This is a genomic window from Bacillus sp. FJAT-27231 (genome assembly GCF_001183975.1).
Taxonomy (GTDB): Bacteria; Bacillota; Bacilli; order Bacillales; family Domibacillaceae; genus Pseudobacillus; species Pseudobacillus wudalianchiensis.
Genome location: NZ_LFZU01000001.1, coordinates 1,303,149 through 1,327,596, shown reverse-complemented (window position 1 = coordinate 1,327,596; position 24,448 = coordinate 1,303,149). Strand labels below are relative to the sequence as shown.

24 protein-coding genes are annotated in these 24,448 nt (G+C 42.6%); all 24 read right to left on the bottom strand.

Annotated features, from left to right (window positions below):
- Positions 1-190: 190 nt before the first annotated feature.
- The 24 genes from rpsO to AC623_RS06215 all read right to left on the bottom strand — a co-directional run bounded on the left by rpsO (position 191) and on the right by AC623_RS06215 (position 24,445).
- Positions 191-460 carry a 30S ribosomal protein S15 gene (rpsO, locus tag AC623_RS06330; protein WP_049661588.1) on the bottom strand — a complete coding sequence of 90 codons (270 nt, stop codon included), beginning with the start codon at positions 458-460 and terminating at the stop codon, positions 191-193.
- 126 nt (positions 461-586) lie between these two features.
- On the bottom strand, positions 587-1,534 hold the full coding sequence (gene ribF, locus AC623_RS06325; protein WP_049666317.1) for a bifunctional riboflavin kinase/FAD synthetase: 948 nt from the start codon (positions 1,532-1,534) through the stop codon (positions 587-589).
- A gap of 20 nt (positions 1,535-1,554) precedes the next feature.
- Complete coding sequence (gene truB, locus AC623_RS06320) at positions 1,555-2,463, bottom strand: tRNA pseudouridine(55) synthase TruB (protein ID WP_049661587.1); 909 nt, start codon at positions 2,461-2,463, stop codon at positions 1,555-1,557.
- Between the two features lie 124 nt (positions 2,464-2,587).
- A complete protein-coding gene (rbfA, locus tag AC623_RS06315) occupies positions 2,588-2,941 on the bottom strand; it encodes a 30S ribosome-binding factor RbfA (protein WP_049661585.1) in 354 nt (117 codons plus the stop codon).
- 13 nt (positions 2,942-2,954) lie between these two features.
- Complete coding sequence (locus AC623_RS06310) at positions 2,955-3,233, bottom strand: DUF503 domain-containing protein (RefSeq protein WP_049661584.1); 279 nt, start codon at positions 3,231-3,233, stop codon at positions 2,955-2,957.
- A complete protein-coding gene (infB, locus tag AC623_RS06305) occupies positions 3,230-5,353 on the bottom strand; it encodes a translation initiation factor IF-2 (RefSeq protein ID WP_049661582.1) in 2,124 nt (707 codons plus the stop codon). Before infB ends, AC623_RS06310 begins: the two co-directional genes overlap by 4 nt.
- A 4-nt stretch (positions 5,354-5,357) precedes the next feature.
- On the bottom strand, positions 5,358-5,675 hold the full coding sequence (locus tag AC623_RS06300) for a YlxQ family RNA-binding protein (RefSeq protein WP_049666315.1): 318 nt from the start codon (positions 5,673-5,675) through the stop codon (positions 5,358-5,360).
- 3 nt (positions 5,676-5,678) lie between these two features.
- The gene (gene rnpM, locus AC623_RS06295; RefSeq protein WP_049661580.1) at positions 5,679-5,954 is read right to left on the bottom strand and encodes an RNase P modulator RnpM; all 276 of its coding nucleotides are present in this window, start codon (positions 5,952-5,954) and stop codon (positions 5,679-5,681) included.
- 12 nt (positions 5,955-5,966) lie between these two features.
- Entirely contained in the window at positions 5,967-7,085 is a 1,119-nt protein-coding gene (gene nusA / locus AC623_RS06290) for a transcription termination factor NusA (protein ID WP_049661579.1), read from the bottom strand.
- Positions 7,086-7,179: 94 nt separating this feature from the next.
- Positions 7,180-7,650, bottom strand: coding sequence for a ribosome maturation factor RimP (gene rimP, locus AC623_RS06285; protein WP_049661576.1), 471 nt, complete (start codon positions 7,648-7,650; stop codon positions 7,180-7,182).
- 162 nt (positions 7,651-7,812) lie between these two features.
- On the bottom strand, positions 7,813-12,135 hold the full coding sequence (locus AC623_RS06280; protein WP_049661575.1) for a PolC-type DNA polymerase III: 4,323 nt from the start codon (positions 12,133-12,135) through the stop codon (positions 7,813-7,815).
- 321 nt (positions 12,136-12,456) lie between these two features.
- Complete coding sequence (locus AC623_RS06275; RefSeq protein ID WP_049661574.1) at positions 12,457-14,163, bottom strand: proline--tRNA ligase; 1,707 nt, start codon at positions 14,161-14,163, stop codon at positions 12,457-12,459.
- A 20-nt stretch (positions 14,164-14,183) separates the two neighbouring features.
- Positions 14,184-15,443: an RIP metalloprotease RseP gene (gene rseP, locus AC623_RS06270; protein WP_049661572.1), complete on the bottom strand. Its 1,260-nt coding sequence runs from the start codon at positions 15,441-15,443 to the stop codon at positions 14,184-14,186.
- Between the two features lie 18 nt (positions 15,444-15,461).
- Complete coding sequence (gene dxr, locus AC623_RS06265; protein ID WP_049661570.1) at positions 15,462-16,604, bottom strand: 1-deoxy-D-xylulose-5-phosphate reductoisomerase; 1,143 nt, start codon at positions 16,602-16,604, stop codon at positions 15,462-15,464.
- A gap of 30 nt (positions 16,605-16,634) precedes the next feature.
- Entirely contained in the window at positions 16,635-17,423 is a 789-nt protein-coding gene (locus AC623_RS06260; RefSeq protein WP_049661568.1) for a phosphatidate cytidylyltransferase, read from the bottom strand.
- Positions 17,424-17,455: 32 nt separating this feature from the next.
- Positions 17,456-18,232: an isoprenyl transferase gene (locus AC623_RS06255; protein WP_049661567.1), complete on the bottom strand. Its 777-nt coding sequence runs from the start codon at positions 18,230-18,232 to the stop codon at positions 17,456-17,458.
- A 154-nt stretch (positions 18,233-18,386) separates the two neighbouring features.
- Complete coding sequence (gene frr / locus AC623_RS06250) at positions 18,387-18,944, bottom strand: ribosome recycling factor (RefSeq protein ID WP_049661565.1); 558 nt, start codon at positions 18,942-18,944, stop codon at positions 18,387-18,389.
- Positions 18,944-19,669 (bottom strand): UMP kinase, encoded by a 726-nt coding sequence (pyrH, locus tag AC623_RS06245; RefSeq protein WP_049661564.1) that lies wholly within the window; start codon positions 19,667-19,669, stop codon positions 18,944-18,946. Before pyrH ends, frr begins: the two co-directional genes overlap by 1 nt.
- Positions 19,670-19,819: 150 nt before the next feature.
- Positions 19,820-20,701, bottom strand: a complete 882-nt coding sequence (gene tsf, locus AC623_RS06240) for a translation elongation factor Ts (protein ID WP_049661562.1) — start codon at positions 20,699-20,701, stop codon at positions 19,820-19,822.
- Between the two features lie 111 nt (positions 20,702-20,812).
- Entirely contained in the window at positions 20,813-21,553 is a 741-nt protein-coding gene (rpsB, locus tag AC623_RS06235; protein ID WP_049661560.1) for a 30S ribosomal protein S2, read from the bottom strand.
- 147 nt (positions 21,554-21,700) lie between these two features.
- Positions 21,701-22,258, bottom strand: a complete 558-nt coding sequence (locus AC623_RS06230) for a hypothetical protein (RefSeq protein WP_049661559.1) — start codon at positions 22,256-22,258, stop codon at positions 21,701-21,703.
- A gap of 29 nt (positions 22,259-22,287) precedes the next feature.
- Entirely contained in the window at positions 22,288-23,064 is a 777-nt protein-coding gene (locus tag AC623_RS06225; RefSeq protein ID WP_049661558.1) for a FliA/WhiG family RNA polymerase sigma factor, read from the bottom strand.
- Between the two features lie 249 nt (positions 23,065-23,313).
- A complete protein-coding gene (locus tag AC623_RS06220; protein ID WP_049661557.1) occupies positions 23,314-23,811 on the bottom strand; it encodes a chemotaxis protein CheD in 498 nt (165 codons plus the stop codon).
- Positions 23,804-24,445, bottom strand: a complete 642-nt coding sequence (locus AC623_RS06215; protein WP_049661555.1) for a chemotaxis protein CheC — start codon at positions 24,443-24,445, stop codon at positions 23,804-23,806. Before AC623_RS06215 ends, AC623_RS06220 begins: the two co-directional genes overlap by 8 nt.
- Positions 24,446-24,448: the final 3 nt, after the last annotated feature.

Genomic DNA, 24,448 nt, shown 5'->3' with positions numbered 1-24,448 from the left:
ATCATCCTAACTATTAGCATAACATTCGGAATGATTCATGCAAAGTTATATCGGTGAATTTATCTATCTTATATATTTTCCACGGAAAAAGAGAAGTTACTCAATTGTCTTCTCATTTTATTTTGGAATTAAATACCAACCGTTTTTCTCCTAATAAAAAAGCGGGAACGAATCCCGCTTTCTGAACGACTTAGCGACGTAAGCCAAGCTTTTGAATTAATTCACGGTAACGTTGAACATCTTTGTTACGAAGGTAAGTCAAAAGGTTACGACGACGTCCAACCATTTTCAACAAACCACGGCGTGAATGATGGTCTTTTTTATGAGTACGTAAATGCTCGTTAAGTGTGTTGATTTGCTCTGTAAGCACAGCGATTTGTACTTCCGGAGAACCTGTATCACTTTCGTGGGTTTTGTATTGATTGATAATTTCATTTTTACGTTCTTGAGTTAAAGCCATTGTAATTCCTCCTTAGTTTTATAAAATCCCCTGTTACCAAGCATGCGTTGGAGCGGCGCGATGCTGAGCAAAGGTTCAAATAATGCATTTTTAATCATAACGTATGTTGCAAAAAAATGCAACTCTTTACTTCTCTTCTGCAAAATAAGCGACAGCAGCCTGCTTATCTTTGTTAATTTGAGAAACGAGAGCCTCAATGCCATTAAATTTCTGCTCACCGCGAAGCCGGGTATACCACTTGACCGCCACTTCTTCTCCGTATATCGAACGCTCAAAATCAAAGATATGGACTTCCACTGATAGACTGCGCTCATCAGGATTCTTAAAGGTCGGCCGATAACCAATGTTACAAACGCCGTTATGCCATTCTTCCTTGACTTTCAATTTCACCGCGTAAACGCCGCTTTCAGGAATTACATAATCTTCCTCCACCTCGACGTTGGCAGTAGGAAACCCGATTTTACGGCCGCGCTTATCACCATGAATCACAGTTCCTTTTACTTCGTAGGGCCTTCCGAGCAGACGAGCCGCCGCGTCGACATCCCCTTCGCTAAGCAGCCGGCGAATTTTCGTGGAACTGACTTTTTCTTCATCACATTCCCATTTATTTACTGTCGTTGACGTAAATACATCACGTGAGTGAAAAGGCATCGTTTCCATTGTTCCTTTCCCTAATCGCCCATATGTATAGTCAAAACCGGCCACCACATGCTGCACGTGAAGACCAATAATATAGTCATCCACGAATTGCTGCGGCTCAAGTGCCGCAAAATCAGAAGTAAACCGAACAATGAATAAGCAGTCCACTTCTAAAGCTTCTATTCTTTTGATTTTCTCATCAATTGGGGTAATGTACTTTATTTGTTTATGTGTATTTCCAAGAACGACGGACGGATGAGGATCAAACGTCATCACCGCACTTTTTATGCCTTGATCCCTTGCTTTTTCTACCGCCGCACGAATCACTTGCTGGTGCCCGGTATGGACTCCATCAAAAAAACCAAGAGCCATCACTAAAGGAGGCAAATCGCTTTTCTCTAAGTTATGGGGATGATGCAACATATACACTTTCACCGTTTTCACCTGTCCTCCTGTCAATCAGCTAATACTTTAACAGGCTTTACTTTTCCCATTTTATCGGGATGCAGCTTGTAAATCGCCAGTAAAGTTCCTTCTTCAAACACTGCTGCTTCTTTTGCATGTTCAGGCCAGCTAGCCGGAATATCCAACACCGAGCCGTTCATCACTTTCTTTGCTAATGTATCATTTATTGTCCATTTCGGCAAATGATCGACTCCCCTTTCAAGTGGCTGAAGGATAGAAGAGACTGCTTCCTTTTCTTGAAGCTGCCGAAGTTCATCTAACGTGACACATTGCTTTTCACTAAACCCCCCGGATGAAGTACGGACAAGCTTTGACATGTGCGCTGGATAGCCAAGCCGTTCACCGATCATCACGGCCAGTGTTCGGATATAGGTCCCTTTGCTGCAAGCCGCCCGGAAGGAAAATTGAATCGTTTCTCCCGCAAACGATTCTCGATCATCTAACAACTCCAGCTCATGGATCGTTACCTTTCTAGAAGGCCTTTCTACTTCAATTCCTTGACGAGCATATTCATACAGGCGTTTGCCATTTACTTTCACAGCGGAATACATGGGAGGCGTTTGCGTAATTTCACCTGTGAGCGATTGCAGTACAGACAAAATGTTTGCTCGCGAAATGCTTGATTGAACTGGCTGTTGTTCTAAGATTTCACCTGAAGCATCTTCAGTAGTCGTAGAAAAGCCAATTGTGACCTCCCCTTCGTATACCTTCCCTGAATTCATAATGTACTCTGCAAGCTTCGTTGCCCGCCCAAGACAAATAGGCAATACGCCTTCCACATCGGGATCAAGCGTCCCGGTATGTCCGACCTTTTTCATTTTTAAAATTTTCCGTACTTTAAATACGCAGTCATGGGAGGTCATCCCCTTTTCTTTCCAAAGTGGAAGTATTCCATCCATACAGATTCGCTCCTTTTTCAGGCATAAAAAGGCTCTGACCTCTTAAGAGAAAATGAATATAGAGCAGGAAACGTCTATATTGCATTCACTGAAGAGGACAGAACCTTATGATCCTTCTTATTTATCAGTGGTCTGTGGAAGGGCTGTTAATTTCTCTTAACAACGTATCGATACGGTTGCCGTATTCGATCGATTCATCCATTTCAAAGAGCAGCTCCGGAGTTTTACGCAGACGAATTCTCTGACCAACTTCCGAACGAATAAAACCTTTTGCTTTCGTTAAAGCTTTCAAAGTACCCTCGCGCTCTTCTTCGTTGCCCAACACCGTAATATATACCGTTGCTTGTTGAAGATCACCTGTCACTTCAACGTCTGTTACGGTAATAAAGCCAATGCGCGGATCTTTTACTCTCCGGTTTAATATATCCGTCAGCTCTTTTTTCATTTGCTCACCGACACGATTTGAACGAAGACTCATTCTTCTCACCTCACTATAGCCATTCATAGGAAACAGCGAGCCGTTCCCACTCAGGGAAAGAGTCAAGAAAATGCAAGGCATTCGCCAGCTCCCTTTCCGCCGCTTTTCTAGACGAAGCGACAGTGACAACAGCTAGTTTCGTACGCTGCCAAACATCTTGATGATCAATTTCTGCCACGGAAACATTTAATTTTTGCTTTAAACGCGTCACAGTACGCTGCAGCACTGCCCGCTTTTCCTTTAAGGAGTGCGAGTCATAAATTAAATATTCTACCTCAGCATAACCAATCATTTACGCTCAATTTCTTCCTCGATAAAGGCTTCGATAATGTCGCCCTCTTTCACATCATTGAAGTTTTTAATCGTAATGCCGCACTCATAACCTTGGCTGACTTCCTTCGCGTCATCTTTAAAGCGTTTAAGCGCATCGACTTCCCCTTCAAAAATAACAATGCCATCACGGATTAAGCGAACACCGCTATCGCGGGTAATTTTTCCTTCTGTTACATAAGAACCAGCAATGGTTCCCACTTTGGACACTTTAAATGTTTGGCGCACTTCTGCCTGGCCAATAATTTTTTCTTGGAACTCAGGATCGAGCATACCTTTCATGGCTGCCTCGATCTCTTCAATTACTTTGTAGATAATGCGATGCAGACGAACATCAACCTCTTCTGTCTCAGCTGCCCGTTTCGCATTCACATCTGGACGAACGTTAAAACCGATCACAATGGCATTCGATGCAGAAGCGAGAATAATATCGGACTCAGTAATCGCACCGACTCCGGTATGAATAATTTTCACATTTACGCCTTCTACTTCTAGTTTTTGAAGAGCTGCCGCAACCGCTTCAAGTGACCCTTGAACGTCAGCTTTTAAAACGATATTTAAGTCTTTCATTTCCCCTTGTTTCATATGTTCAAACAAATTATCAAGGCTAACGCGAGATTTCTCGCTGCGCTGTGCTTGTAATGCTTCCTGAGCACGGGCTTCACCAATTTGTCTTGCTGTTTTTTCATCTTCAAATACAACAAAGCGATCTCCAGCTAATGGAACGTCATTTAAGCCGGTAATTTCAATTGGAGTAGAAGGACCTGCAGTTTTAATACGACGTCCAAGATCATTTACCATTGCCCGGACACGGCCAAATGTATTTCCGACAACAATAGGATCTCCGATGTTTAATGTGCCGTTTTGCACAAGCAGTGTAGCAACAGAGCCTCGGCCTTTATCAAGCTCGGCCTCAATCACTGTACCGATTGCCCGGCGGTTCGGATTAGCTTCAAGTTCCGCTACTTCCGCTACAAGCAGAATCATTTCAAGAAGCTGTTCAATACCTTCTCCTGTTTTCGCGGAAAGAGGAACAAAGATCGTATCGCCGCCCCACGCTTCTGGAACAAGCCCTTGCTCCGTTAATTCCTGCATGACTCGATCCGGATTAGCTGTCGGCTTGTCGATTTTATTCACCGCTACGATAATCGGCACTTCAGCCGCTTTCGCATGATTGATCGCTTCGATTGTTTGCGGCATAACGCCATCATCTGCTGCCACAACAAGGATCGTAATGTCTGTAATTTTCGCTCCGCGGGCACGCATCGTTGTAAACGCCGCATGTCCAGGCGTATCGAGGAAAGTGATCTTCTTGTCATTGACCTCAATTTGGTAAGCACCGATATGCTGAGTAATTCCCCCAGCTTCTCCTTCGGTTACCTTCGTATGGCGAATCGAATCAAGCAGGGTTGTTTTTCCGTGGTCAACATGCCCCATGATCGTTACAACAGCCGGCCGTTCTGTTTTCTCGCTTTCCTCATTTGCTTCTTCAAAGTAAACTTCTAAATCTGCTTTATCAATTAAAATTTCTTCTTCTACTTCTACGCCGTATTCGCTTGCTATGAGCTCAATCGCATCTTTGTCAAGCTCTTGGTTAATCGTTGCCATTACTCCTAGCATAAACAGCTTTTTGATGATTTCAGATGGCTCTCGATGTAGTTTCTTGGCCAATTCTGAAACTGTCAATGAGCCTGAGAACGTAATTTTTTCAGGGAGTTCTTTTACCTTTGGCGGCTGTGGAGCAGCAACTGGCTTTGCTTGTCGCTGTTTGTTTCCTTGTTGCTTGCCTCTCCCTTGATTTTTATTGTTCCCTTTTCCTTGATTAAATCCTTTTTGCTGAGAATTTTTCTGTCCACCTGGCCCTTTGTTTCCTGGCTTAGCCGGCTTATTTGGTTTAGATGGATTAGATTTAGTTTGGTTATTTGTGTTTCCGAAAGATTTTTCCAATTTTTGTATAGCCCCCTCGTCAATAACAGTCATATGGTTAGAGACTTCTACATTCAACTCTTTGAGTTTTTCAATGACTACTTTACTTGACACGTTTTTTTCTTTTGCATATTCATGTACTCTTTGCTTACTCATATGTTCACCCCCGCATAGTATGATCGAGGAGAGTGGAAAGCTTTTTAGCAAACCCTGCGTCTACAACAGCTACGACTACCCTCGCCTCTTTGCCAATGGCCTGGCCAAGGACTTGCCGATTATCAACCCACCTTAGCGGTACTTGATAATAGGCTGCTTTGTCCTGTACTTTTTTCTTTGTGTTGGGTGATGCGTCCGCTGAAAGCAGAACCAGCTTTGCCCGGCCTTTTTGAATTTCCTTTACTGTCAGCTCTTCGCCTGAGATAATTTTGCGTGCTCTGTTGGCTAATCCCAGCAGTTTTGCCCACTGAGGTTCATTCATCAACTAGTTCGTCTCCTTTTCTACATAAGAGAGGAGCTCTTCAAATATACTGTCTGGCACATCGGCATTTAATTGTCTTGATAAAATGCCTTTGTTTTTTGCCAATTCCACAGCTTCTTTTGTTTTTGATACATACGCGCCGCGGCCGGATTTTTTTCCGGTTACATCCACTGACACTTCTCCTTCTTTTGAGCGTACTACACGGACCATTTCTTTTTTTGCCTTCATTTCACCTGTAGCGACACATTTTCTTAATGGAATCTTTTTTGGGCGGGTCATTTTCTTCACCTCTTATTCAATTTCTTCGGAGGAAAAGTCATAAGCACCTTCGTCTTCAACAGGAGATGCCGCGTGGTCACGAGGATAAATTCCAGCTTCCCGGGCGTCTGTTTCACTCTTAATATCAATCTTCCAACCTGTTAATTTTGCGGCCAGACGGGCATTTTGTCCCCGCTTGCCAATAGCAAGAGACAATTGATAGTCTGGAACGATAACAGTTGTCGCTTTTGCCTCTTCATCAACTTGTACATCAACGACTTTTGACGGGCTTAAAGCATTGGCAACGAAGACGACCGGATCTTCCGACCATTTTACGATATCAATCTTTTCACCTTTCAATTCATTGACAATCGCCTGTACACGGCTTCCTTTTGGCCCTACGCAAGCGCCAACCGGATCGACTTCAGGGTTTTCTGCATATACAGAAATTTTAGAACGATCGCCTGCTTCTCGGGAAACCGAACGAATTTCTACTGTACCATCAAAAATTTCTGGCACTTCAATTTCAAATAACCGCTTTAACAAGCCTGGATGAGTTCGTGAGACAAAGATTTGTGGGCCTTTCGTTGTCCGCTCCACTTTTGTGATGTACACTTTTATACGGTCATGGGGTTTATAGCTTTCATTGGGCATTTGCTCAGAAAGCGGTAAAAGCGCCTCGATTTTACCAAGACTAACGTAGATAAAGCGGGAGTCTTGCCGCTGGACAATTCCTGTCATGATATCTTCTTCGCGGTCAATAAACTCCGAGTAAATAATGCCTCTTTCTGCTTCTCTTACACGTTGAGTCACAACCTGCTTAGCTGTTTGCGCAGCAATACGGCCGAAATCCTTTGGTGTTACTTCAAGTTCAACAATGTCCCCCAATTCATAAGACGGGTTGATTTCGCGAGCATCCGCTTCAGCGATCTCAAGGCGGGAATCGAATACCTCATCTACCACTTCTTTACGGGCAAAAACACGCATCGTTCCTGTCTCAAGATTTAAATCCACACGGACATTTTGTGCTTGATTGAAATTTCGTTTATAAGCAGAGACAAGTGCCGCTTCGATCGCCTCAATAATTAAATTGCGTTCGATCCCTTTTTCTTTTTCCAAATATAAAAGAGCATCATACAGTTCAGTGCTCATCGGACTTTCCGCCCCCTTACATAATAATAAACTGTCAGCTTTACTTCGTTACGTCAAACGAGTGTGCCGAAAGCTCGGCTGTACTCACTTTCCCTTAAGAAAAGGAGACAGCCAGACGAGCTTTCGCTATTTTTTCCAGCGGAATGGTCACTTGCTTTTTTCTCGTTTTAACTAAGTACTCAATCACAAGCTCTTCTTGTTCAAACGACAGCAAAGTGCCTTCAAATGTTTTTTCTCCGTCCATCGGTTCGTATGTTTTAACGTGCACACGCTTTCCAACCGCACGTTCATAATCCCGGATTTTTTTAAGCGGACGTTCCGCACCCGGAGAAGAAACTTCCAAAAAGTAGTTATAAGGAATAGGATCTGTCTCATCCAGCTTTTCACTTAGCCGCTCACTGACCATTCCACACTCCTCAATATCTACTCCTGTTTCTTTGTCAATGTAAACGCGAAGGAACCAGTTCTTTCCTTCCTTCACATATTCGATATCGACCAGTTCTAAGTCCAGCTCTTCAGTAATTGGTGTTACTAACTGTTCAACTGTTTCAACTACTTTGCTCATATATACCCCCTGGTTGAATAAAATCCCTGACCAAGAATGAAACTCCTTTACAAACACGAAAGAGTGGGGATGCCCCACTCTTTCAAAGAGAGTTATCAATTAGTATTTCCATTAAAAATATACCATATCCCTTTATTTTATGCAACCGGGCGCCCATTCTCCTTAAAAAAGCGAGAGCTGATTTTGATCAGGCAGGGAGGCGAGACAGCCATGATTGTCTAAATACTCGATAATCGTTTTAGATACTTTCCCGCGTTGCTGCAAGTCTTCTTTTGACAAGAATTCCCCTTCCTCCCGGGCTTTTACGATGTTATAAGCCGCATTCGTACCCAGTCCTGGTATAGAGTTAAAAGGCGGGATCAGTGAGTCGCCGTCAATGACAAATTGATCAGCACTCGAGCGGTATAGATCTACTTTTTGGAAGGTAAAGCCGCGTTCACACATCTCAAGCGCCAACTCTAATACTGTCAGCAAGCTTTTCTCTTTAGGAGAAGCTTCCAAGCCTTTAGCGTTAATTTCCTCGATAAGAGACCGAATAGCTGCTGATCCTTTTACCATCGAATCAATATCAAAGTCTTCTGCCCGTACAGTAAAGTAAGCAGCATAGTAGAGAAGCGGCAAATGGACTTTAAAGTAAGCAATCCGCACAGCCATTAATACGTAAGCGGCCGCGTGCGCCTTCGGGAACATGTACTTAATTTTTTTACATGAATCGATATACCATTCCGGTACTTTTTTGTCCCGCATTTCCTCTTCCATTTCAGCCGTTAATCCTTTACCTTTTCGGACAGATTCCATAATTTTAAAAGCAAAAGCCGGATCGAGCCCCTGGTAGATTAAATATACCATGATATCATCCCGACAGCCGATTACCTCACTTAATTCGCAAATGCCATTATGAATGAGTTCTTGAGCGTTTCCGAGCCACACGTCTGTACCGTGAGAGAGCCCTGAAATCTGCACAAGCTCAGAAAACGTTGTCGGTTTTGTATCTTCAAGCATTTGCCGCACGAAACGTGTTCCAAATTCAGGAATACCCAGTGTTCCGGTCTTGCACATAATTTGTTCTTCTGTCACACCTAATGATTCGGTACCGCTAAATATTTTCATTACTTCCGGATCATCCGTCGGGATGGTTTTCGGATCGATGCCGGATAAATCCTGTAACATCCGAATAACCGTCGGATCATCGTGCCCGAGGATATCGAGCTTTAACAAATTATCGTGGATAGAGTGGAAGTCAAAGTGTGTCGTTTTCCATTCTGATTTGTCACTATCCGCAGGGTATTGAATCGGTGAAAAATCAAAAATGTCCATATAATCAGGGACAACGATAATACCACCGGGATGCTGACCTGTCGTCCGTTTTACGCCAGTACATCCTTTTGCCAGGCGGTCTACCTCCGCTCCCCGCAGCTGCAAATTATTATCTCCTGCATAACCCTTTACATAGCCGAAGGCTGTTTTATCCGCTACTGTGCCGATTGTTCCCGCACGATAGACATACTCTTCCCCAAACAGCACCTTCGTATAGTTGTGGGCAATCGGCTGGTATTCACCAGAAAAGTTCAGGTCAATATCTGGCACCTTATCCCCCTTAAAACCAAGGAACGTTTCAAACGGAATATCATGTCCATCTTTTGTATACCTGATGTCACAATCCGGACAATTTTTATCAGGCAAGTCAAAGCCTGAACCGACCGAACCATCATTGAAAAACTCTGACTTTCGGCATTTCGGACACACATAATGCGGCGGCAGCGGATTTACTTCTGTAATCTCCGTCATAGTCGCGACAAAGGAAGAACCGACTGATCCCCGTGAACCGACAAGGTAACCATCATCCAAAGATTTTTTTACGAGTTTATGAGAAATGAGATAAATAACAGCGAACCCATGGCCGATGATGCTCTTTAACTCTTTCTCTAACCGCGCTTCAACGATTTCCGGCAATTCTTCACCGTAAATGCTTCTTGCTCTGTCGTAGCTCATCTTCCGGATCTCTTCATCGGCCCCTTCAATCTTTGGTGTGTACAGATCATCCTTAATGGGCTTAATTTCGGCCATTTGATCTGCAAGAGCATTCGGATTCTCAATGACGATTTTTTCTGCTGTCTCTTTTCCTAGAAAGCTAAATGCATCCAACATTTCATTTGTCGTCCGGAAGTGGACATCAGGCAATTCGTGGCGGTTAAGCGGATTCGCTCCCCCTTGAGAGCTGATCAAGATTTTACGGTGAATTTTATCGGTTGGATTTAAATAGTGAACATTACCCGTAGCTACTACAGGCAGCTTCATTCTTTCTCCAAGCTCCACAATTTTTTTGATAATGTCTTCGAGTGCCTGGTTATCACGAACAAGCTCTAATTCAAGCAAGTGGCTATATACTTCTTTTGGATGAACCTCAAGATAATCATAAAACTTAGCCGCTTTTTCCGCCTGCTCCATCCCTTTTTGCATCATGCTCTCGAATACTTCACCTTTGTCACAGCCAGAACCGATAATCAGTCCCTCTCGATGCTTTTGCAACACGGACCTTGGAATTCTCGGCACACGGTAAAAATAATCAATATGTGAGATGGAAACGAGCTTAAACAAATTCTTTAAACCTATATCATCTTTTGCGAGGATGGTGCAGTGATAAGGACGAGCTCTTTTGTAGGCACCGCCGTCTCCCATATGGGTGTTTAGCTCATCATGATACGTAATTCCTTTTTCATTCGCATCTTTTAGCATTCTCAAAAACAAATAGCCTGTCGCTTCAGCATCGTAAATCGCCCGGTGATGCTGAGTGAGTTCTACATCGAACTTTTTCGCCAGCGTATTCAGCCTGTGGTTTTTCATCACAGGGTACAAAAAACGGGCCAATTCCAGCGTGTCAATGACTGGATTCGAAGACTTGCCAAGGTTATACCGGACATAGCCAGCATCTAAAAAGCCCATATCAAAAGAAGCATTATGAGCGACGAGAATGGCATCCCCTGTCCAATCTTTAAATTTCTTTAGTACCTCTTCTACTTCAGGCGCATTTTGAACGAGATCGTCCGTAATCCCTGTCAGATTAATAGTCGTTGCAGAAAGAGGATGATGCGGATTAGCAAAGGATTCAAAGCGGTCAATAATTTCCCCATCTTTAATTTTAACCGCAGCCAATTCAATAATCGTGTCATAAACGGCTGACAACCCTGTCGTTTCTACGTCAAACACAACATATGTTTCCTCCGCAAGCAAGCGGTGAACGTCATTGTAGGCGATCGGCACCCCATCGTCTACCAAGTTTGCTTCAAGACCATATAATATTTTTATTCCATGCTTTTTACCTGCACTGAACGCATCTGGAAATGATTGGACAACCGCATGATCCGTAACGGCAATAGCCTTGTGTCCCCATTTAGCTGCCTGGGCGACCAAATTACCAATTGGCGACACAGCATCCATTTGGCTCATCGGTGTATGCAAATGAAGCTCGACGCGCTTTTCCCCTTCAGGAGCCGTATCCTGGCGCATAACAGGGGCGATTTCATTTACGTCATTAGCAATCATAACAAGATCGCGGACAAACGTATCGTTTTGTACAGTCCCTCTCGCTCTGACCCACATGCCTTTTTTCAAGCGGCCGAAAAGAGCGGCATCCTCTTTATCACGAGAAAACATTTTAACTAATATAGAATCGGTATAATCGGTAATTTTGAACGTCAACAGCGTACGGCCGCTTCGAAGCTCTTTCGTTTCGGCATCGAACACATAGCCTTCAATCGCGATCCGGCGTTCTTCATCTTGAATTTCTTCCAGCTTTTTAAATTCGGCATCGTCTTTAATCGTTAACCCGATCATAAGCGGACCACTAGCAGTCTCTGCCTCTTCTCCTGCATTCTCTTCCCGCTTCTGCATTTCAGCAACCGCCTGCATGGCTCTTTCAGCGTCTTCTTTTTGTTTAGCTTCTAAAAACTGTTGAAACTCATCATTCGTTTCTTTCTCTGTAACCGCTATATCAAACATAAGCGGAGGAAAACCATAATTTTGATAGGTACGGCAAACCCAGTCACCGTATTTATTTTTTAACGTCATGCCTTCCGCATCATTGCCGACCGTGACGATTACTTTATTTCCTTTCACAACAGGCGGACGCCCACTTAACAAGGCAAGCATCGGAGGAGAGATACCTTCGAGCTGGCTAATACAAAAAGTCCAATAGTCACTAATCAACTCTTCTGTGAGAGCTGCATTTCTCACTTTTATGGAAAACGAAACGTGTGCAATTTCTTTAAATGCCATATCTAGTGCATTGGCAAAAGTTTTTAACAATGGACACGGAATAATGCTTTCTGTGACAAAAGAAAAATGCCAGCGTTGTGTTTGCCGCTCCACCGTTAATTTTGCAATCTCAGCTCCCTCAAAATGTCGAACGACTGCGTCTTCCGTTAATTTCAATTGCTGTAAGAGCAATTGGAACCGCTGTCGTCTTCCCTGGGATTCTTCACTCATTTACATGCCTCCCAATTTATTGTTCTCTTCTATTTTAACAGAAAATCAGAAAGAAAAAGGCACCTGTTTTAGGTGCCTTCAAACAATTAGAAAAATACTTACTTTCTTCACCGCTCATCTGTATGGAGAACGTCTAATCGACTTGGCCATTTTGCTTGTCAACAGGTTTCCCACCCGAAAGGCAAACATGCTCAACTAGCCTGGCGTTACTGAAAAGACTTCGCCTCCATTGCCAATGTCTTTACAGACTTTGTTCTCTTTTAACCACCGTCAGGGAAGCTATCATTTATATACTATTGCTTTCTCCTAGCAAAATGATGATTAGATGGTTTGGAAAATCTCATGCAGCTTGGCTGCAAGCTCATTTCTCTGAACCTCTAATACTTCACCTGTTTTACGAACCTTTACCTCGACAATTCCCTCTGCTGCCTTTTTACCAACGGTTACCCGAATCGGCAGCCCAATTAAGTCACTGTCAGCAAACTTTACACCTGGACGTTCAGCACGATCATCCATCAATACATCATAACGATTTTCCCGAAGCAGACTATACAGCTCTTCGGCAAGTGTACGCTGACTCTCATCCTTCATATTGATCGGCACGAGATGAACGTCAAAAGGAGACAGTGCCTTAGGCCAAATAAATCCTTGTTCATCGTTAAACTGTTCTGCTACCGCAGCCAATGTCCGGGACACGCCGATTCCATAACAGCCCATGATCATTGGTTGTGTACGGCCATTCTCATCAAGGTATGTGGCATTCATCGCTTCACTGTAACGAGTTCCTAATTTGAAGATATGGCCGACTTCGATCCCTTTAGCAAATTTAATTCTGCCTTTTCCATCTGGAGACAAATCGCCTTCTTGAATAAAGCGCAGGTCGGCATATTGATCGACACGGTAATCTTTTTCCGCATTGACGTTGATAAAATGGAAGCCTTCTTCGTTTGCTCCACACACGCCATTCGTAATGGCTTTTACAGCATGATCCGCGATAATTTTTACGCCTTCTTTTGCATGGACTGGACCAAGTGAACCAATTGTGCAGCCAAGTACTTCATTGACTTCCTCGTGCTCAGCAAGCTCAACGACATCTGCCTGGAATAAATTTTTCAATTTAATTTCATTCACTTCGTGGTCTCCACGAACGAGAACAACAACATACTCACCGTCCACTTTAAAGAGAAGCGTTTTTAAACATTGCTCTGCAGAAACATTTAAAAGTTCTGCTACGCTGCTGATTGTTTTAGCATCTGGGGTAGCCACTTTTTCAATCTCGCGTTCTACTTCTCCACTCTTTTCATACGTTGTCACGACTGGTGCCATTTCAATATTAGCCGCATAATCAGATGAATCTGAGTAAGCAATCGTATCTTCACCAATTTCAGAAAGCACCATGAATTCGTGGGTGTCTTTACCGCCCATTGCCCCTGAATCTGCAATAACTGCCCGGAAGTCTAAGCTACAGCGGCGAAATACATTTGAATAAGCGGTATACATCCGGTCGTACACTTCTCCCAGGCTTTCATGCGATGTATGGAAAGAATAAGCATCCTTCATCACAAACTCTCTTCCACGCAATAAGCCGAAGCGCGGCCGCTTTTCGTCACGGAATTTTGTTTGGATTTGATACAATGTTAATGGCAAACGCTTGTACGATTTCACTTCATCACGAACTAAGCTTGTAATGACCTCTTCATGCGTTGCACCGAGGGCAAATTCCCGTTCATGCCGGTCTTTCAAGCGCATTAACTCTGGTCCATACGTATACCAGCGTCCAGATTCCTGCCATAATTCTGCTTGCTGCAATGCAGGCATTAACAATTCTGCCGCTCCCGCATTATCCATTTCTTCACGAACAATTTCTTCTACCTTGCGTAATACCTTTTTGCCAAGCGGTAAATAGCTGTACACTCCGCTGGCATTTTGACGGATAAATCCTGCTTTTAACAATAGCTGATGGCTTTTTACATCTGCATCAGCCGGTACCTCTCTTAAAGTAGGGATTAACGTTTGGCTTTGTTTCATCACATACACCTCAGACTAGTTTATTGTAAAAAGAATCGTTGAATATCATTCCATGTCACAACGATCATTAAAAGCATCAGCAAGGCAAATCCAACAAAATGGACCATTCCTTCTTTTTGACGGTCAATCGGCTTGCCTCTTAACGCTTCTACAAGGAAAAATAGCAAGCGGCCACCATCCAATGCTGGAAGCGGTAATAAATTCATAATACCTAAGTTTATGCTTAACACACCTGCCCACTTCATCAAGTTCATAATACCTGACTTAGCTACAGTATCAGTCGATACATAAATACCGACAGGGCCGGAAAGCATATCAATGGAAAATTGTCCGGTAACAAGCTTGCCGAGCAATCGAACAATCTCCACCGTCCAGAAATAAGTTTCTTTCGCTCCGTATGCAATGGAGCCGAAGAAGGATTTCTCTACCGGACTATGCACACCGATAACACCAATCTTTTGATTTTCCACTTCACGTACTTGCGGAGTCACCGGAATATCCAGCGTTTTTCCGTCTCTTTCTACTGTAAAGGCAATTTCAGACTGTGGATTCTTTTGAATAATCGTGACGATGTCATTCCAGCTCGCTACGCCTTGTCCATTAATGCTGATAACTTTGTCGCCTTCCATTAATCCAGCTTCCTTAGCCGCTCCATCAGAGGTCAGCTTGCCAAGCTCAGGCTCATTCGTCGGCATTCCCTGCATGATAGCGATTAAAATGAACACGACAAAGGCTAAAATGAAGTTAAAGAGCGGACCGGCAAAGATCGCCATAGAACGCTGACCGAGTGTTTTCGAAGCAAATTGTCGATCCCACGGGGCGATTTGGCTTTCAATTCCGTCTTCTAACATAACAGCTTCGCGGTGGATCGGGAAGGTTTTCAGTTCTTCTTCCCCATCTTCGTAACCTCTGATAACAAGCTGATGTTCCAGGTCTGCTGTCTCTACCTCAATCACCCGTGCTTCGGGATAGCGATCTTTACCAGTGACAATAATTTTAACGATTTCCTCCTGTTCATTGAACAGAACACCGATACGATGACCCGCCTTTAAATCAGCCATCTCCGGATCTTCACCAGCCATGCGGACATATCCTCCTAATGGAAGAAGGCGAAGCGTATAAATAGTTTCTCCTTTTTTATGAGCGAAGACCTTTGGGCCGAAGCCAATAGCGAACTCTCGGCAGAGAATCCCAGCCCTCTTGGCAAAGATAAAATGGCCTAACTCATGAAAAAAAACGAGGGCGCCAAATATAACGATAAACGCTATAACAGTATTCAATATAAATAACCACCTTTTTTATAAAAGTGAGTGGACGAAGTTTCGTGTTTCTTTGTCGGTTTGCTGAATGGTTTCTAAGTCAGGTTGTGAAATAGACTGATGTTTTTCAAGAGCCCGTTCTACCATTTCATCAATTTGCAGAAAGGTAATCTTCCCGTCAAGAAAAGCAGCAACCGCCGCTTCATTAGCAGCATTCAGCACAGTTGGAACTGTGCCTCCAGCCTTGCCCGCTTGATAAGCGAGTGCAAGCATCCGAAATCTCTCTTGGTCCATCGGCTGAAAATGAAGCTGGCCTGCTTCCAGCAAGTTCAAACGCCGGGCAGTAGGCAGCGGCAGCCGATCTGGATAAGAGAGCGCATATTGAATCGGTACACGCATATCAGGAGTGCCAAGCTGGGCAATTACCGAACTGTCGTGAAATTCGACCATCGAATGAATAATACTTTCTCGATGTAAAATAACATCAATTTGTTCATATGGCAAATGAAAAAGCCAATGAGCTTCAATCACTTCCAGCCCCTTATTCATCATTGTAGCCGAATCAATGGTAATTTTTGCTCCCATTGACCAATTTGGGTGGTTTAATGCTTCTTGTACCGTTACATCCTTTAACTCTTCCCGTGTACGGTCGCGAAAACTGCCGCCTGAAGCGGTTAAAATGAGCCGCTCAATATTTTTTTCTTTCTCTCCCTGCAAACATTGAAATATAGCTGAATGCTCGCTGTCTACAGGCAAAAGCTCGACGTTATGTTTCTGTGCGGCTGCCATGACGAGATGCCCCGCCGTCACAAGCGTTTCTTTGTTCGCAATCGCAATTTTTTTGCCTGCCTCGATTGCTTGTAAAGTTGGACGCAGGCCGACGCTGCCAAGAACGGCGTTCACTAGTATATCAGTTTCTTCAAAAACAGCCGTTTCAACAAGGCCTTCTTCTCCATACATCACTTTCAAGGAGGGAAATTCTGCTTTTAGCTTTTCTGCGTCCTCTCGAAGTTCTACTGATACTAACTTAGGCTGAAAATCGCGAATAATCTTTCTCGTTTCTTCTATGTTCCGGCCAGCTGAAAAAGCAGCCAATGAGAAGTCCTCACGATGCTGTTGGATCACATCTAATGTCTGACGACCGATGGAGCCAGTTGCACCTAAAAGACTTAATTTCTTCATCTCTTTCATCTCCTCAAACAAACTCTGCTATCACACTAGATGCAGTAAGTGAACAAGCGGGAAAACAAACAGCCAGCTATCTGTCCGGTCTAAAATACCTCCATGGCCTGGCAGCAGCGTTCCTGAATCCTTTACTCCGTAGTGACGCTTTAAAGCCGACTCTGCCAGATCACCAAGCTGTCCAAAGACAGATAATACAGCAGTAGCAATTAATAGCTTAGGCAAAGGGATATTCATATCAGTGAGTAATGCAATAATCAAAGCCACGGCAATGGCGATCACCACACCGCCAATAGATCCCTCTACTGTCTTTTTCGGACTGATTTCTGGCCAAAGTTTGCGTTTCCCTAAAGACCGGCCTACAAAATAAGCACCAGAGTCGGTTGCCCACGTAATAAGAAGGGCAAAAAAGACAAATATGGCCCCCGCCTCTCTCGTTTCGATAAAATAGTAAAAACCGAAGCCGACATACATGGCAGCTAAAACCGTAAATCCGGCTTCCTCAAAATGGAACCTATTTTTAGAAATAACAGTGTACGCCAAAAGCAGCAATACAAATAAAGTAACAAGCTGCAGCTTATCATAGCCCAGCTGTTCAATCGTATTGGTTAAGCGTTCCGGCATCAATACGATACAAAGCAGCAAAATAGAAAGCAGCCCAGGCATTGAAGCAGGAGCAATTTTTTTCATTTTCAATGCTTCGATTAAGCCAATAATGGCCATTACATAAGCCAATATAATAAAAGGCCACCCGCCATAAAGCACAATCGGCAAAAATGCTGCCGCAGCAATAACAGCGGTTATTATACGTTGTTTCATCTCTCATACTCCTAACTCTAATCCTGATGATGTTACGACAAACCGCCAAACCGGCGTGAGCGCCGCTGAAAAACTTCTATCGCTTCGAGCAAATGATTTTCTTTAAAGTCTGGCCAGTTCACATCCGTAAACCAAAACTCTGTATAGGCCAGCTGCCAAAGCATAAAATTGCTCAAGCGAATTTCCCCACTCGTCCGAATCAGCAAATCCGGATCTTTCAAATGCTTCGTCATAAGATAGCGAGAAAAGAGCTCTTCGTTTAAATTTTCCTCTAATAGTATATCATCTTTTGCATCACGGATAATATTTTTTACAGCCGTTAAAATTTCCGCGCGGCTTCCGTAATTTAAAGCAAAGTTTAATATTAAGCCATCATTATCACGTGTTTTTTCCATCGCCTTTTCTACAGCACTCAACGTATGCTTCGGAATCTGGCTTTGCTCACCCATCATTTGTACTTGAACATTTTCTTCAATGAGCTCCGGCAAAAAGGTGCCGAGAAATTCCTCTGGTAATTTCATAAGAAAATCGACTTCATGTTTCGGCCGTTTCCAATTTTCTGTAGAAAATGCATAGAGCGTTAACACCTTTACACCGAGCTTGTTAGCTAGTTTCGTGATTCTTTTAACCGTCTTCATTCCTTCATGGTGTCCAGCAATCCTAGGCAAAGCTCTTTTCTTCGCCCATCTGCCGTTGCCATCCATAATAATGGCAACATGTTCCGGAACAGGTTCTTTTTTAATTGTTTCTATTCGATCTTCAGCATTATGGTTATCTGTTGTCTTCCATAATTTCTTTTTATTGATCATAAAATATCCTCCACGATGTAGCATCACCAAATTATAAATAAATCATTACCTATTATAATACCAAAATTACTCATTGATTACTTCGTAGAATTGGATGTATTTTTTTATTCAGCTCAAAAAAAGAAACCCTCTTGCAACGAAGAGGGTTCATACATTAAACTTCCATAATTTCTTTTTCTTTATCTTTAGCAATGCTGTCAATTTTACTAATAAAATCATCTGTTTGCTTTTGAACATCATCTGTCAGGCTGCGAAGCTCATCTTCAGTAATGTCACCAGCTTTTTCTGCTTTTTTCAATTCTTCATTCGCATCGCGGCGAACATTACGGATCGCTACTTTTGCATCTTCCGCTTCTTTTTTAACAAGTTTCGCCAATTCTTTTCTTCGTTCTTCTGTTAAAGCTGGAAAAGCAAGACGGATAACAGACCCGTCATTCGACGGAGTCAATCCAAGATCCGACTTTAAGATTGCTTTCTCAATGTCACCCATTGCTGTTTTGTCATAAGGCTGAATGACAAGAAGACGAGCTTCCGGTATAGAAACAGAAGCAAGCTGGTTAATAGGCGTTGGAGCCCCATAATAGTCTACTGTTATACGGTCTAACAAAGAAGCATTCGCACGTCCGGCACGAATAGAAGCTAACTCTCTCGTATACGCTTGAATCGCTTTTGACATTCTTTCCTTCATCTGCTCAATTGTTTGATTTGCCATTATTCTTTCCCCCTCACAATTGTTCCAATATTTTCGCCCATTACAGCTCGTTTAATATTGCCGCTTTCTGTAATAGAGAATACGATCAGCGGTATGTCATTGTCCATGCATAAAGAGGATGCAGTAGAATCCATGACAGCAAGTCCTTGTTTAATCACATCGAGATAGGAAAGCTTGTCATATTTAACTGCCTGTTTATCAACACGCGGATCAGCGGAATAAACACCATCTACGTTGTTTTTCGCCATTAAAATCACTTCTGCTTCAATTTCAGCTGCACGCAGCGCTGCTGTAGTATCCGTAGAGAAGTATGGATTACCCGTTCCGGCAGCAAAAATAACGACTCTCTTCTTTTCAAGATGACGAATCGCACGACGACGAATATAAGGTTCTGCTACCTGTCGCATCTCAATGGACGTTTGGACACGCGTTTCGATGCCAAGCTGTTCTAGGCTATCCTGTAAAGCCATTGAATTCATCACTGTAGCAAGCATGCCCATATAATCTGCTGTTGCACGATCCATGCCCATTTCACTGCCAATTTTCCCTCTCCAAATGTTACCGCCGCCTACTACGACCGCTACCTCTACGTCAAGTTCGGCAATTTCTTTTACCTGTTCAGCAATTGACTTAATAACTGCTGGGTTGATGCCAAATCCAGCTTCGCCTGCCAGTGCTTCCCCGCTTAACTTTAATACTACACGTTTATATTTTGGAACGCTCATGTAAACCTCCGTATGTATGGTTATTGGTTTGCCTCGGCTTTAACCTTGTGGAAAATTGCCAAACTCTAGATGAAATCCCTCACCAATAACCGGCAAGGGATCCCCATCTAACAATAACAATTTCTTTCTATTCATAAGAATGGAAAAGAATTATTTTTTCACTTGATTCATTACTTCTTCAGCAAAGTTATCTTGACGCTTTTCAAGGCCTTCGCCCACTTCATAGCGCACAAGATCCGTGATTTCTGCGCCTTTAGATTGAACAAACTTGCCTACCTTTTCATCTGGGTTTTTAACAAATGATTGGTCTACTAAGCAAATTTCTTCGAAGAATTTGCCAATACGGCCTTCAACCATTTTTGCTACGATGTTTTCAGGCTTGCCTTCATTTAGAGCTTGTTGTGTCAATACTTCACGCTCACGAGCTACTTCTTCTTCGGAAACGGCATCACGAGAGATGTATTTAGGATTTAGAGCAGCTGCATGCATCGCTACGTCTTTTGCTACGCTTGCATCTGTTGTTCCTTCAAGAACAGTTAAAACGCCGATACGGCCGCCCATGTGAAGGTATTCACCGAAAGCGCCATTGTCGCTTTTTGTTTTAATTTCAAAACGGCGAAGAGTTAACTTTTCACCAATTTTCGCAATTGCTTCGTTGATGAAGTCGCCAACTGTTTGGCCGTTGTCCATTTTTTGCTCAAGTGCTTCTTCAACATTTGCAGGCTTTTTAGCTAACAAATGGTCAGCTAATTCTTTTACAAGTGCTTGGAAGCCTTCGTTTTTTGCTACGAAATCTGTTTCTGAGTTTACTTCTAAAATAACAGCGTTGTTGCCTTCGCTTTTAATGAAAGTTGTTCCTTCAGCAGCGATACGATCAGATTTTTTCGCAGCCTTAGCCATTCCTTTTTCACGAAGGAAATCAATTGCTTTTTCCATATCGCCATCAGTTTCTGTTAGCGCTTTTTTACAATCCATCATGCCAGCGCCAGTTTTTTCACGCAGTTCTTTAACCATTTGAGCAGTAATTGCCATAATTCATTTCCTCCTTTGAGTCATATGCTTCTTTATGATACACAATTTTACTTTTTTCTTTCTAAAAAAAGGTGATAAGAGAAGGTCTACTTATCACCTTTTTATCAACTTTTACTCAGCAGCTGCTGTTTCTTCAACTTCTACTGTTTCTTCTGCTTCTGCTGTTTCTTCTCCTTGTTTCGCTTCAAGGATCGCATCAGCCATTTTGCCTGTTAAAAGTTTAACAGCGCGGATCGCATCATCGTTTGCCGGAATCACATAATCGATTTCATCCGGATCACAGTTTGTATCAACGATACCAACGATTGGAATATTTAATTTGCGAGCTTCCGCAACAGCAATACGCTCTTTGCGAGGATCGATAATGAAAAGTGCATCAGGCAGATCTTTCATATCTCTAATTCCACCAAGGAATTTCACTAAGCGTTCGTGCTCTTTTTTCAATTGTACAACTTCTTTTTTAGGAAGTACGTCAAATGTGCCATCTTCTTCCATCTTTTCGATGTTTTTCAAGCGCTGCACACGTTTTTGGATAGTTGAGAAGTTTGTTAATGTACCACCTAACCAGCGTTGGTTTACATAGTACATTCCTGAACGTTCTGCTTCTTCTTTCACAGACTCTTGAGCTTGTTTTTTTGTTCCAACGAAAAGAACTTTTCCGCCGTTTTCAGCTAATTCTCTTACAAACTTATACGCTTCTTCAACTTTTCTTACTGTTTTTTGAAGATCGATAATATAAATTCCATTACGCTCCTGGAAAATATATTTTTTCATTTTTGGGTTCCAACGGCGTGTTTGATGGCCGAAGTGAACACCAGCTTCAAGCAATTGCTTCATTGAAATAACTGACATGTTTTGGTTCCTCCTAATGGTTTTTAATTTTCCCTCCGCTCCCATCATTTTTGATCAGAAACTGCCTGCTAGACAGCACCATCTGAACAAATCCGCGAGCGTGTGTGATAACACCGTTAGTAAATATACCACAGCCTGGCAATGCAATCAACTATTTTTGCCAGCATCGGCAAATTTCAATGCTAATTCTACTTCTGTCTTTCCTTTATTTAATTTTTGAGCAATCTCTTCTACGCTCAGCCCCTGATCTTTTAATGAAAAGATATCGTCAGGCTTTTCTTGTTGATTCGGCAGCATCTCTTTTTCTTCAGCTTGTTTCTTTTCGACTTCCTCCGGCGTTTTACTTGTCATGCTATACACTTTGGCAGCCCGGACCCGCTGCATGGAAGGAACAGCAATCGACAAAGACTCTTCTTGCAGCCGTGTGTCCAAATTAGTCTCTTCGACAGTTTTCGCAACAGAGCGTTTGCTATCTGGAGCAGAGCCCTGCACTGTCTGTGAGACTGAAAGCTCTTTGATTAACTTCTCGTTCTCTTCTTTCATTTCCAGCAAATAAGCATTCATCATTTCTTCCATATCTGCTACCAGCTTCTCTTGCTGCTTTTTTATTTCATATAATCGATTTTGTCTCATAAACAGTAGAATAATTGCAAAAAGAGCAACAGCATTAAGTATAAATGAAATAAAAATAAATAGAGTAGCCATTAGATCTCCTTACGAGTAGAACGTTTTCTTTAATGTACAGGGCCATTAATCTTTATAAGTTGATTCTTTAACTTAAATAACGCTTTTGAGTGAATTTGTGAAATTCTTGAGGTTGAGAGATTCATAACCTCACCGATTTCAGTTAATGTTAATTCCTCATGATAAAATAAGCTGAGTACGAGTTGTTCTTTCTCTGACAGCTTAGCAATTTCTCCTGTCAACTCCTGAACAAGCTCACCCTTAACGAGCACATCCTCGGGCAAATCTGCTTTGTCATCTTTTAAAACAAAACTCTTTCCTTCTGAGTCTTCATTGTCATGCACTTGTTCGTCCATTGACAGAACATTGGAAAACAAATGCTCTGTCATCGTCTGATGTACTTCTTCTTCTGGAATATCAAGCTGTTCTGCTACTTCTGCTGCGGTAATTCTCCGAAGATGCTTTTGTTCTAGCTCTTCAATTTTCGCTTCAATTTTTTTCGCCTTTTCTCTCGTTCCTCTCGGCAGCCAGTCTTCTTTTCGAAGTCCATCTAAGATAGCACCGCGAATACGAAAAGAAGCATACGTATCAAACTTTAAATCACGAGCCGGATCAAATTTTTTCAACGCATCGTATAAACCCATCAAGCCAAGACTTTTAATATCTTCCTTATTCACACTTTTCGGCAAGCTTGCGGCGATTCGTTGAGAATGGAAAGATACGAGCGGCATGTATTTCTCCACAAGCAAATTTCCTGCCTCTGGATCCTCTGATGCTTTCCAAGCAGCCCACAGCTTTTGTTCATCATATCTATTCTGTTTGGCCATATTTGACGTTTCTCCTCCTCGGATTGACCTCTCAGAGAAGTTTTTCTGAAAAAGACGGTCAGACTATTTATTCTTTATCTTCCACATTTTATTAGAAAATACCGCCAGAACGCAAATAAATTTTAAAAATAGAGAAAAAGGGACATTTATATGTCCCCAAAAGATTATAGGAAGAGTCTATTTTCAACATTCAGGTTGATTGAAAGCGAGCGTTTGTCAACAGCCTGAAGGGACATACGAATGTCCTGCTTAAATAATGTGACTTCCTTTATTGACTGTTCTGATTTGAAGCTCACAACTATGTGGATCAAATTCAATCGTACGGCCGCTATTCCCGCCGACATCTTCAGCTACAATCGGTATATTGTGTGTTTGCAGCATTTGTTTCACAGCTTCTACATTCCTCGGCCCAATTTTGAAGGAGCTGTTTTGTGAACTGAATTGAAACATTTGGGCACCACCAGCAATCTTAGCTTTTAACCTATAGACCTGGGCTCCCTCTAATTTCAACAAGGCGATTAATTCATTAATGCCTGTGTCTGCATATTTGGCCTTGTTGATATGACCAGATTTGGCAAGCGCTGAATCTGGCAGCATAACGTGTACCATCCCGGCGACTGATGCCCGTTCATCGTAAATAACGACCCCTACACAAGACCCAAGTCCCGATGTACGGATCACATGAGGCGGACGGACAATATTTAAATCGGCAATTCCTACTTTTACTATTTGACTAGTGCTACTCATGTAAACCGACTCCAAGAGCCTCAAATATTGGTCCAAATGACACGGGATCTGGAAGCAGGAAAAAATGCCCTTTCATTTCATCCGTATGCCCTGCTTCTACTTCCTTTAAAATAGTTTCGATGACAATTGCATAATCTCCATATTGGGAAGACTCAACAAGCCCGTAGCTAATAATAGCACCAAACATATCGATCGCAAGCTCTGGTACGGAAGGATAGATCTGCAGGTGAGTAAAGTCTCCAAGCGCTGATAAATAAGAGCCGGATAGAATGTTTCCTAGTTCCTGCATAGCGGATAATCCAATACTTTGCTCTCCCGCTCCCTTAAAAGAAAAAGCTGGATTGCCCGTCATGTTACTAATAAAGCTTTCTGCTTGCTGTAAAGAGAGCACAAAAAACATGTTACCTGTGACTTCGCCTTCGATTCTCAAACTTACACTAACAACTTCCTGTTCCGCTCCGCCCGCCATTTCCATCATATCGTTGAAGGAGACGATGCGGGCGCTTGGAACTTTCATGTCAATCTGCTTATTTAATAAAGTAGAAAGGGCCGTAGCAGCATGTCCAGCACCGATATTACCGAATTCTTTTAATATATCTAAGTGGGTTGTATTAATCTTTTCTATATAATTCATAAT

Bases quoted from the DNA above. Each gene is read 5' to 3' on its own strand.
- frr (WP_049661565.1), bottom strand. From the start codon at position 18,944: ATGGCAAATCAAACAATTGAGCAGATGAAGGAAAGAATGTCAAAAGCG.
- AC623_RS06220 (WP_049661557.1), bottom strand. From the start codon at position 23,811: ATGAGTAGCACTAGTCAAATAGTAAAAGTAGGAATTGCCGATTTAAAT.
- dxr (WP_049661570.1), bottom strand. From the start codon at position 16,604: ATGAAGAAATTAAGTCTTTTAGGTGCAACTGGCTCCATCGGTCGTCAG.
- AC623_RS06300 (WP_049666315.1), bottom strand. From the start codon at position 5,675: ATGAATGAACCTCAGTGGGCAAAACTGCTGGGATTAGCCAACAGAGCA.
- rnpM (WP_049661580.1), bottom strand. From the start codon at position 5,954: ATGACCCGCCCAAAAAAGATTCCATTAAGAAAATGTGTCGCTACAGGT.
- AC623_RS06230 (WP_049661559.1), bottom strand. From the start codon at position 22,258: ATGGCTACTCTATTTATTTTTATTTCATTTATACTTAATGCTGTTGCT.
- infB (WP_049661582.1), bottom strand. From the start codon at position 5,353: ATGAGTAAGCAAAGAGTACATGAATATGCAAAAGAAAAAAACGTGTCA.
- rimP (WP_049661576.1), bottom strand. From the start codon at position 7,650: ATGAGCAAAGTAGTTGAAACAGTTGAACAGTTAGTAACACCAATTACT.
- AC623_RS06260 (WP_049661568.1), bottom strand. From the start codon at position 17,423: ATGAAACAACGTATAATAACCGCTGTTATTGCTGCGGCAGCATTTTTG.
- rpsB (WP_049661560.1), bottom strand. From the start codon at position 21,553: ATGTCAGTTATTTCAATGAAGCAATTGCTTGAAGCTGGTGTTCACTTC.
- tsf (WP_049661562.1), bottom strand. From the start codon at position 20,701: ATGGCAATTACTGCTCAAATGGTTAAAGAACTGCGTGAAAAAACTGGC.
- rpsO (WP_049661588.1), bottom strand. From the start codon at position 460: ATGGCTTTAACTCAAGAACGTAAAAATGAAATTATCAATCAATACAAA.
- AC623_RS06215 (WP_049661555.1), bottom strand. From the start codon at position 24,445: ATGAATTATATAGAAAAGATTAATACAACCCACTTAGATATATTAAAA.
- truB (WP_049661587.1), bottom strand. From the start codon at position 2,463: ATGGATGGAATACTTCCACTTTGGAAAGAAAAGGGGATGACCTCCCAT.
- AC623_RS06255 (WP_049661567.1), bottom strand. From the start codon at position 18,232: ATGATCAATAAAAAGAAATTATGGAAGACAACAGATAACCATAATGCT.
- AC623_RS06275 (WP_049661574.1), bottom strand. From the start codon at position 14,163: ATGAAACAAAGCCAAACGTTAATCCCTACTTTAAGAGAGGTACCGGCT.
- rbfA (WP_049661585.1), bottom strand. From the start codon at position 2,941: ATGAGTCTTCGTTCAAATCGTGTCGGTGAGCAAATGAAAAAAGAGCTG.
- nusA (WP_049661579.1), bottom strand. From the start codon at position 7,085: ATGAGCACTGAACTGTATGATGCTCTTTTATATTTGGAAAAAGAAAAA.
- AC623_RS06280 (WP_049661575.1), bottom strand. From the start codon at position 12,135: ATGAGTGAAGAATCCCAGGGAAGACGACAGCGGTTCCAATTGCTCTTA.
- AC623_RS06310 (WP_049661584.1), bottom strand. From the start codon at position 3,233: ATGATTGGTTATGCTGAGGTAGAATATTTAATTTATGACTCGCACTCC.
- pyrH (WP_049661564.1), bottom strand. From the start codon at position 19,669: ATGAGCGTTCCAAAATATAAACGTGTAGTATTAAAGTTAAGCGGGGAA.
- AC623_RS06225 (WP_049661558.1), bottom strand. From the start codon at position 23,064: ATGGCCAAACAGAATAGATATGATGAACAAAAGCTGTGGGCTGCTTGG.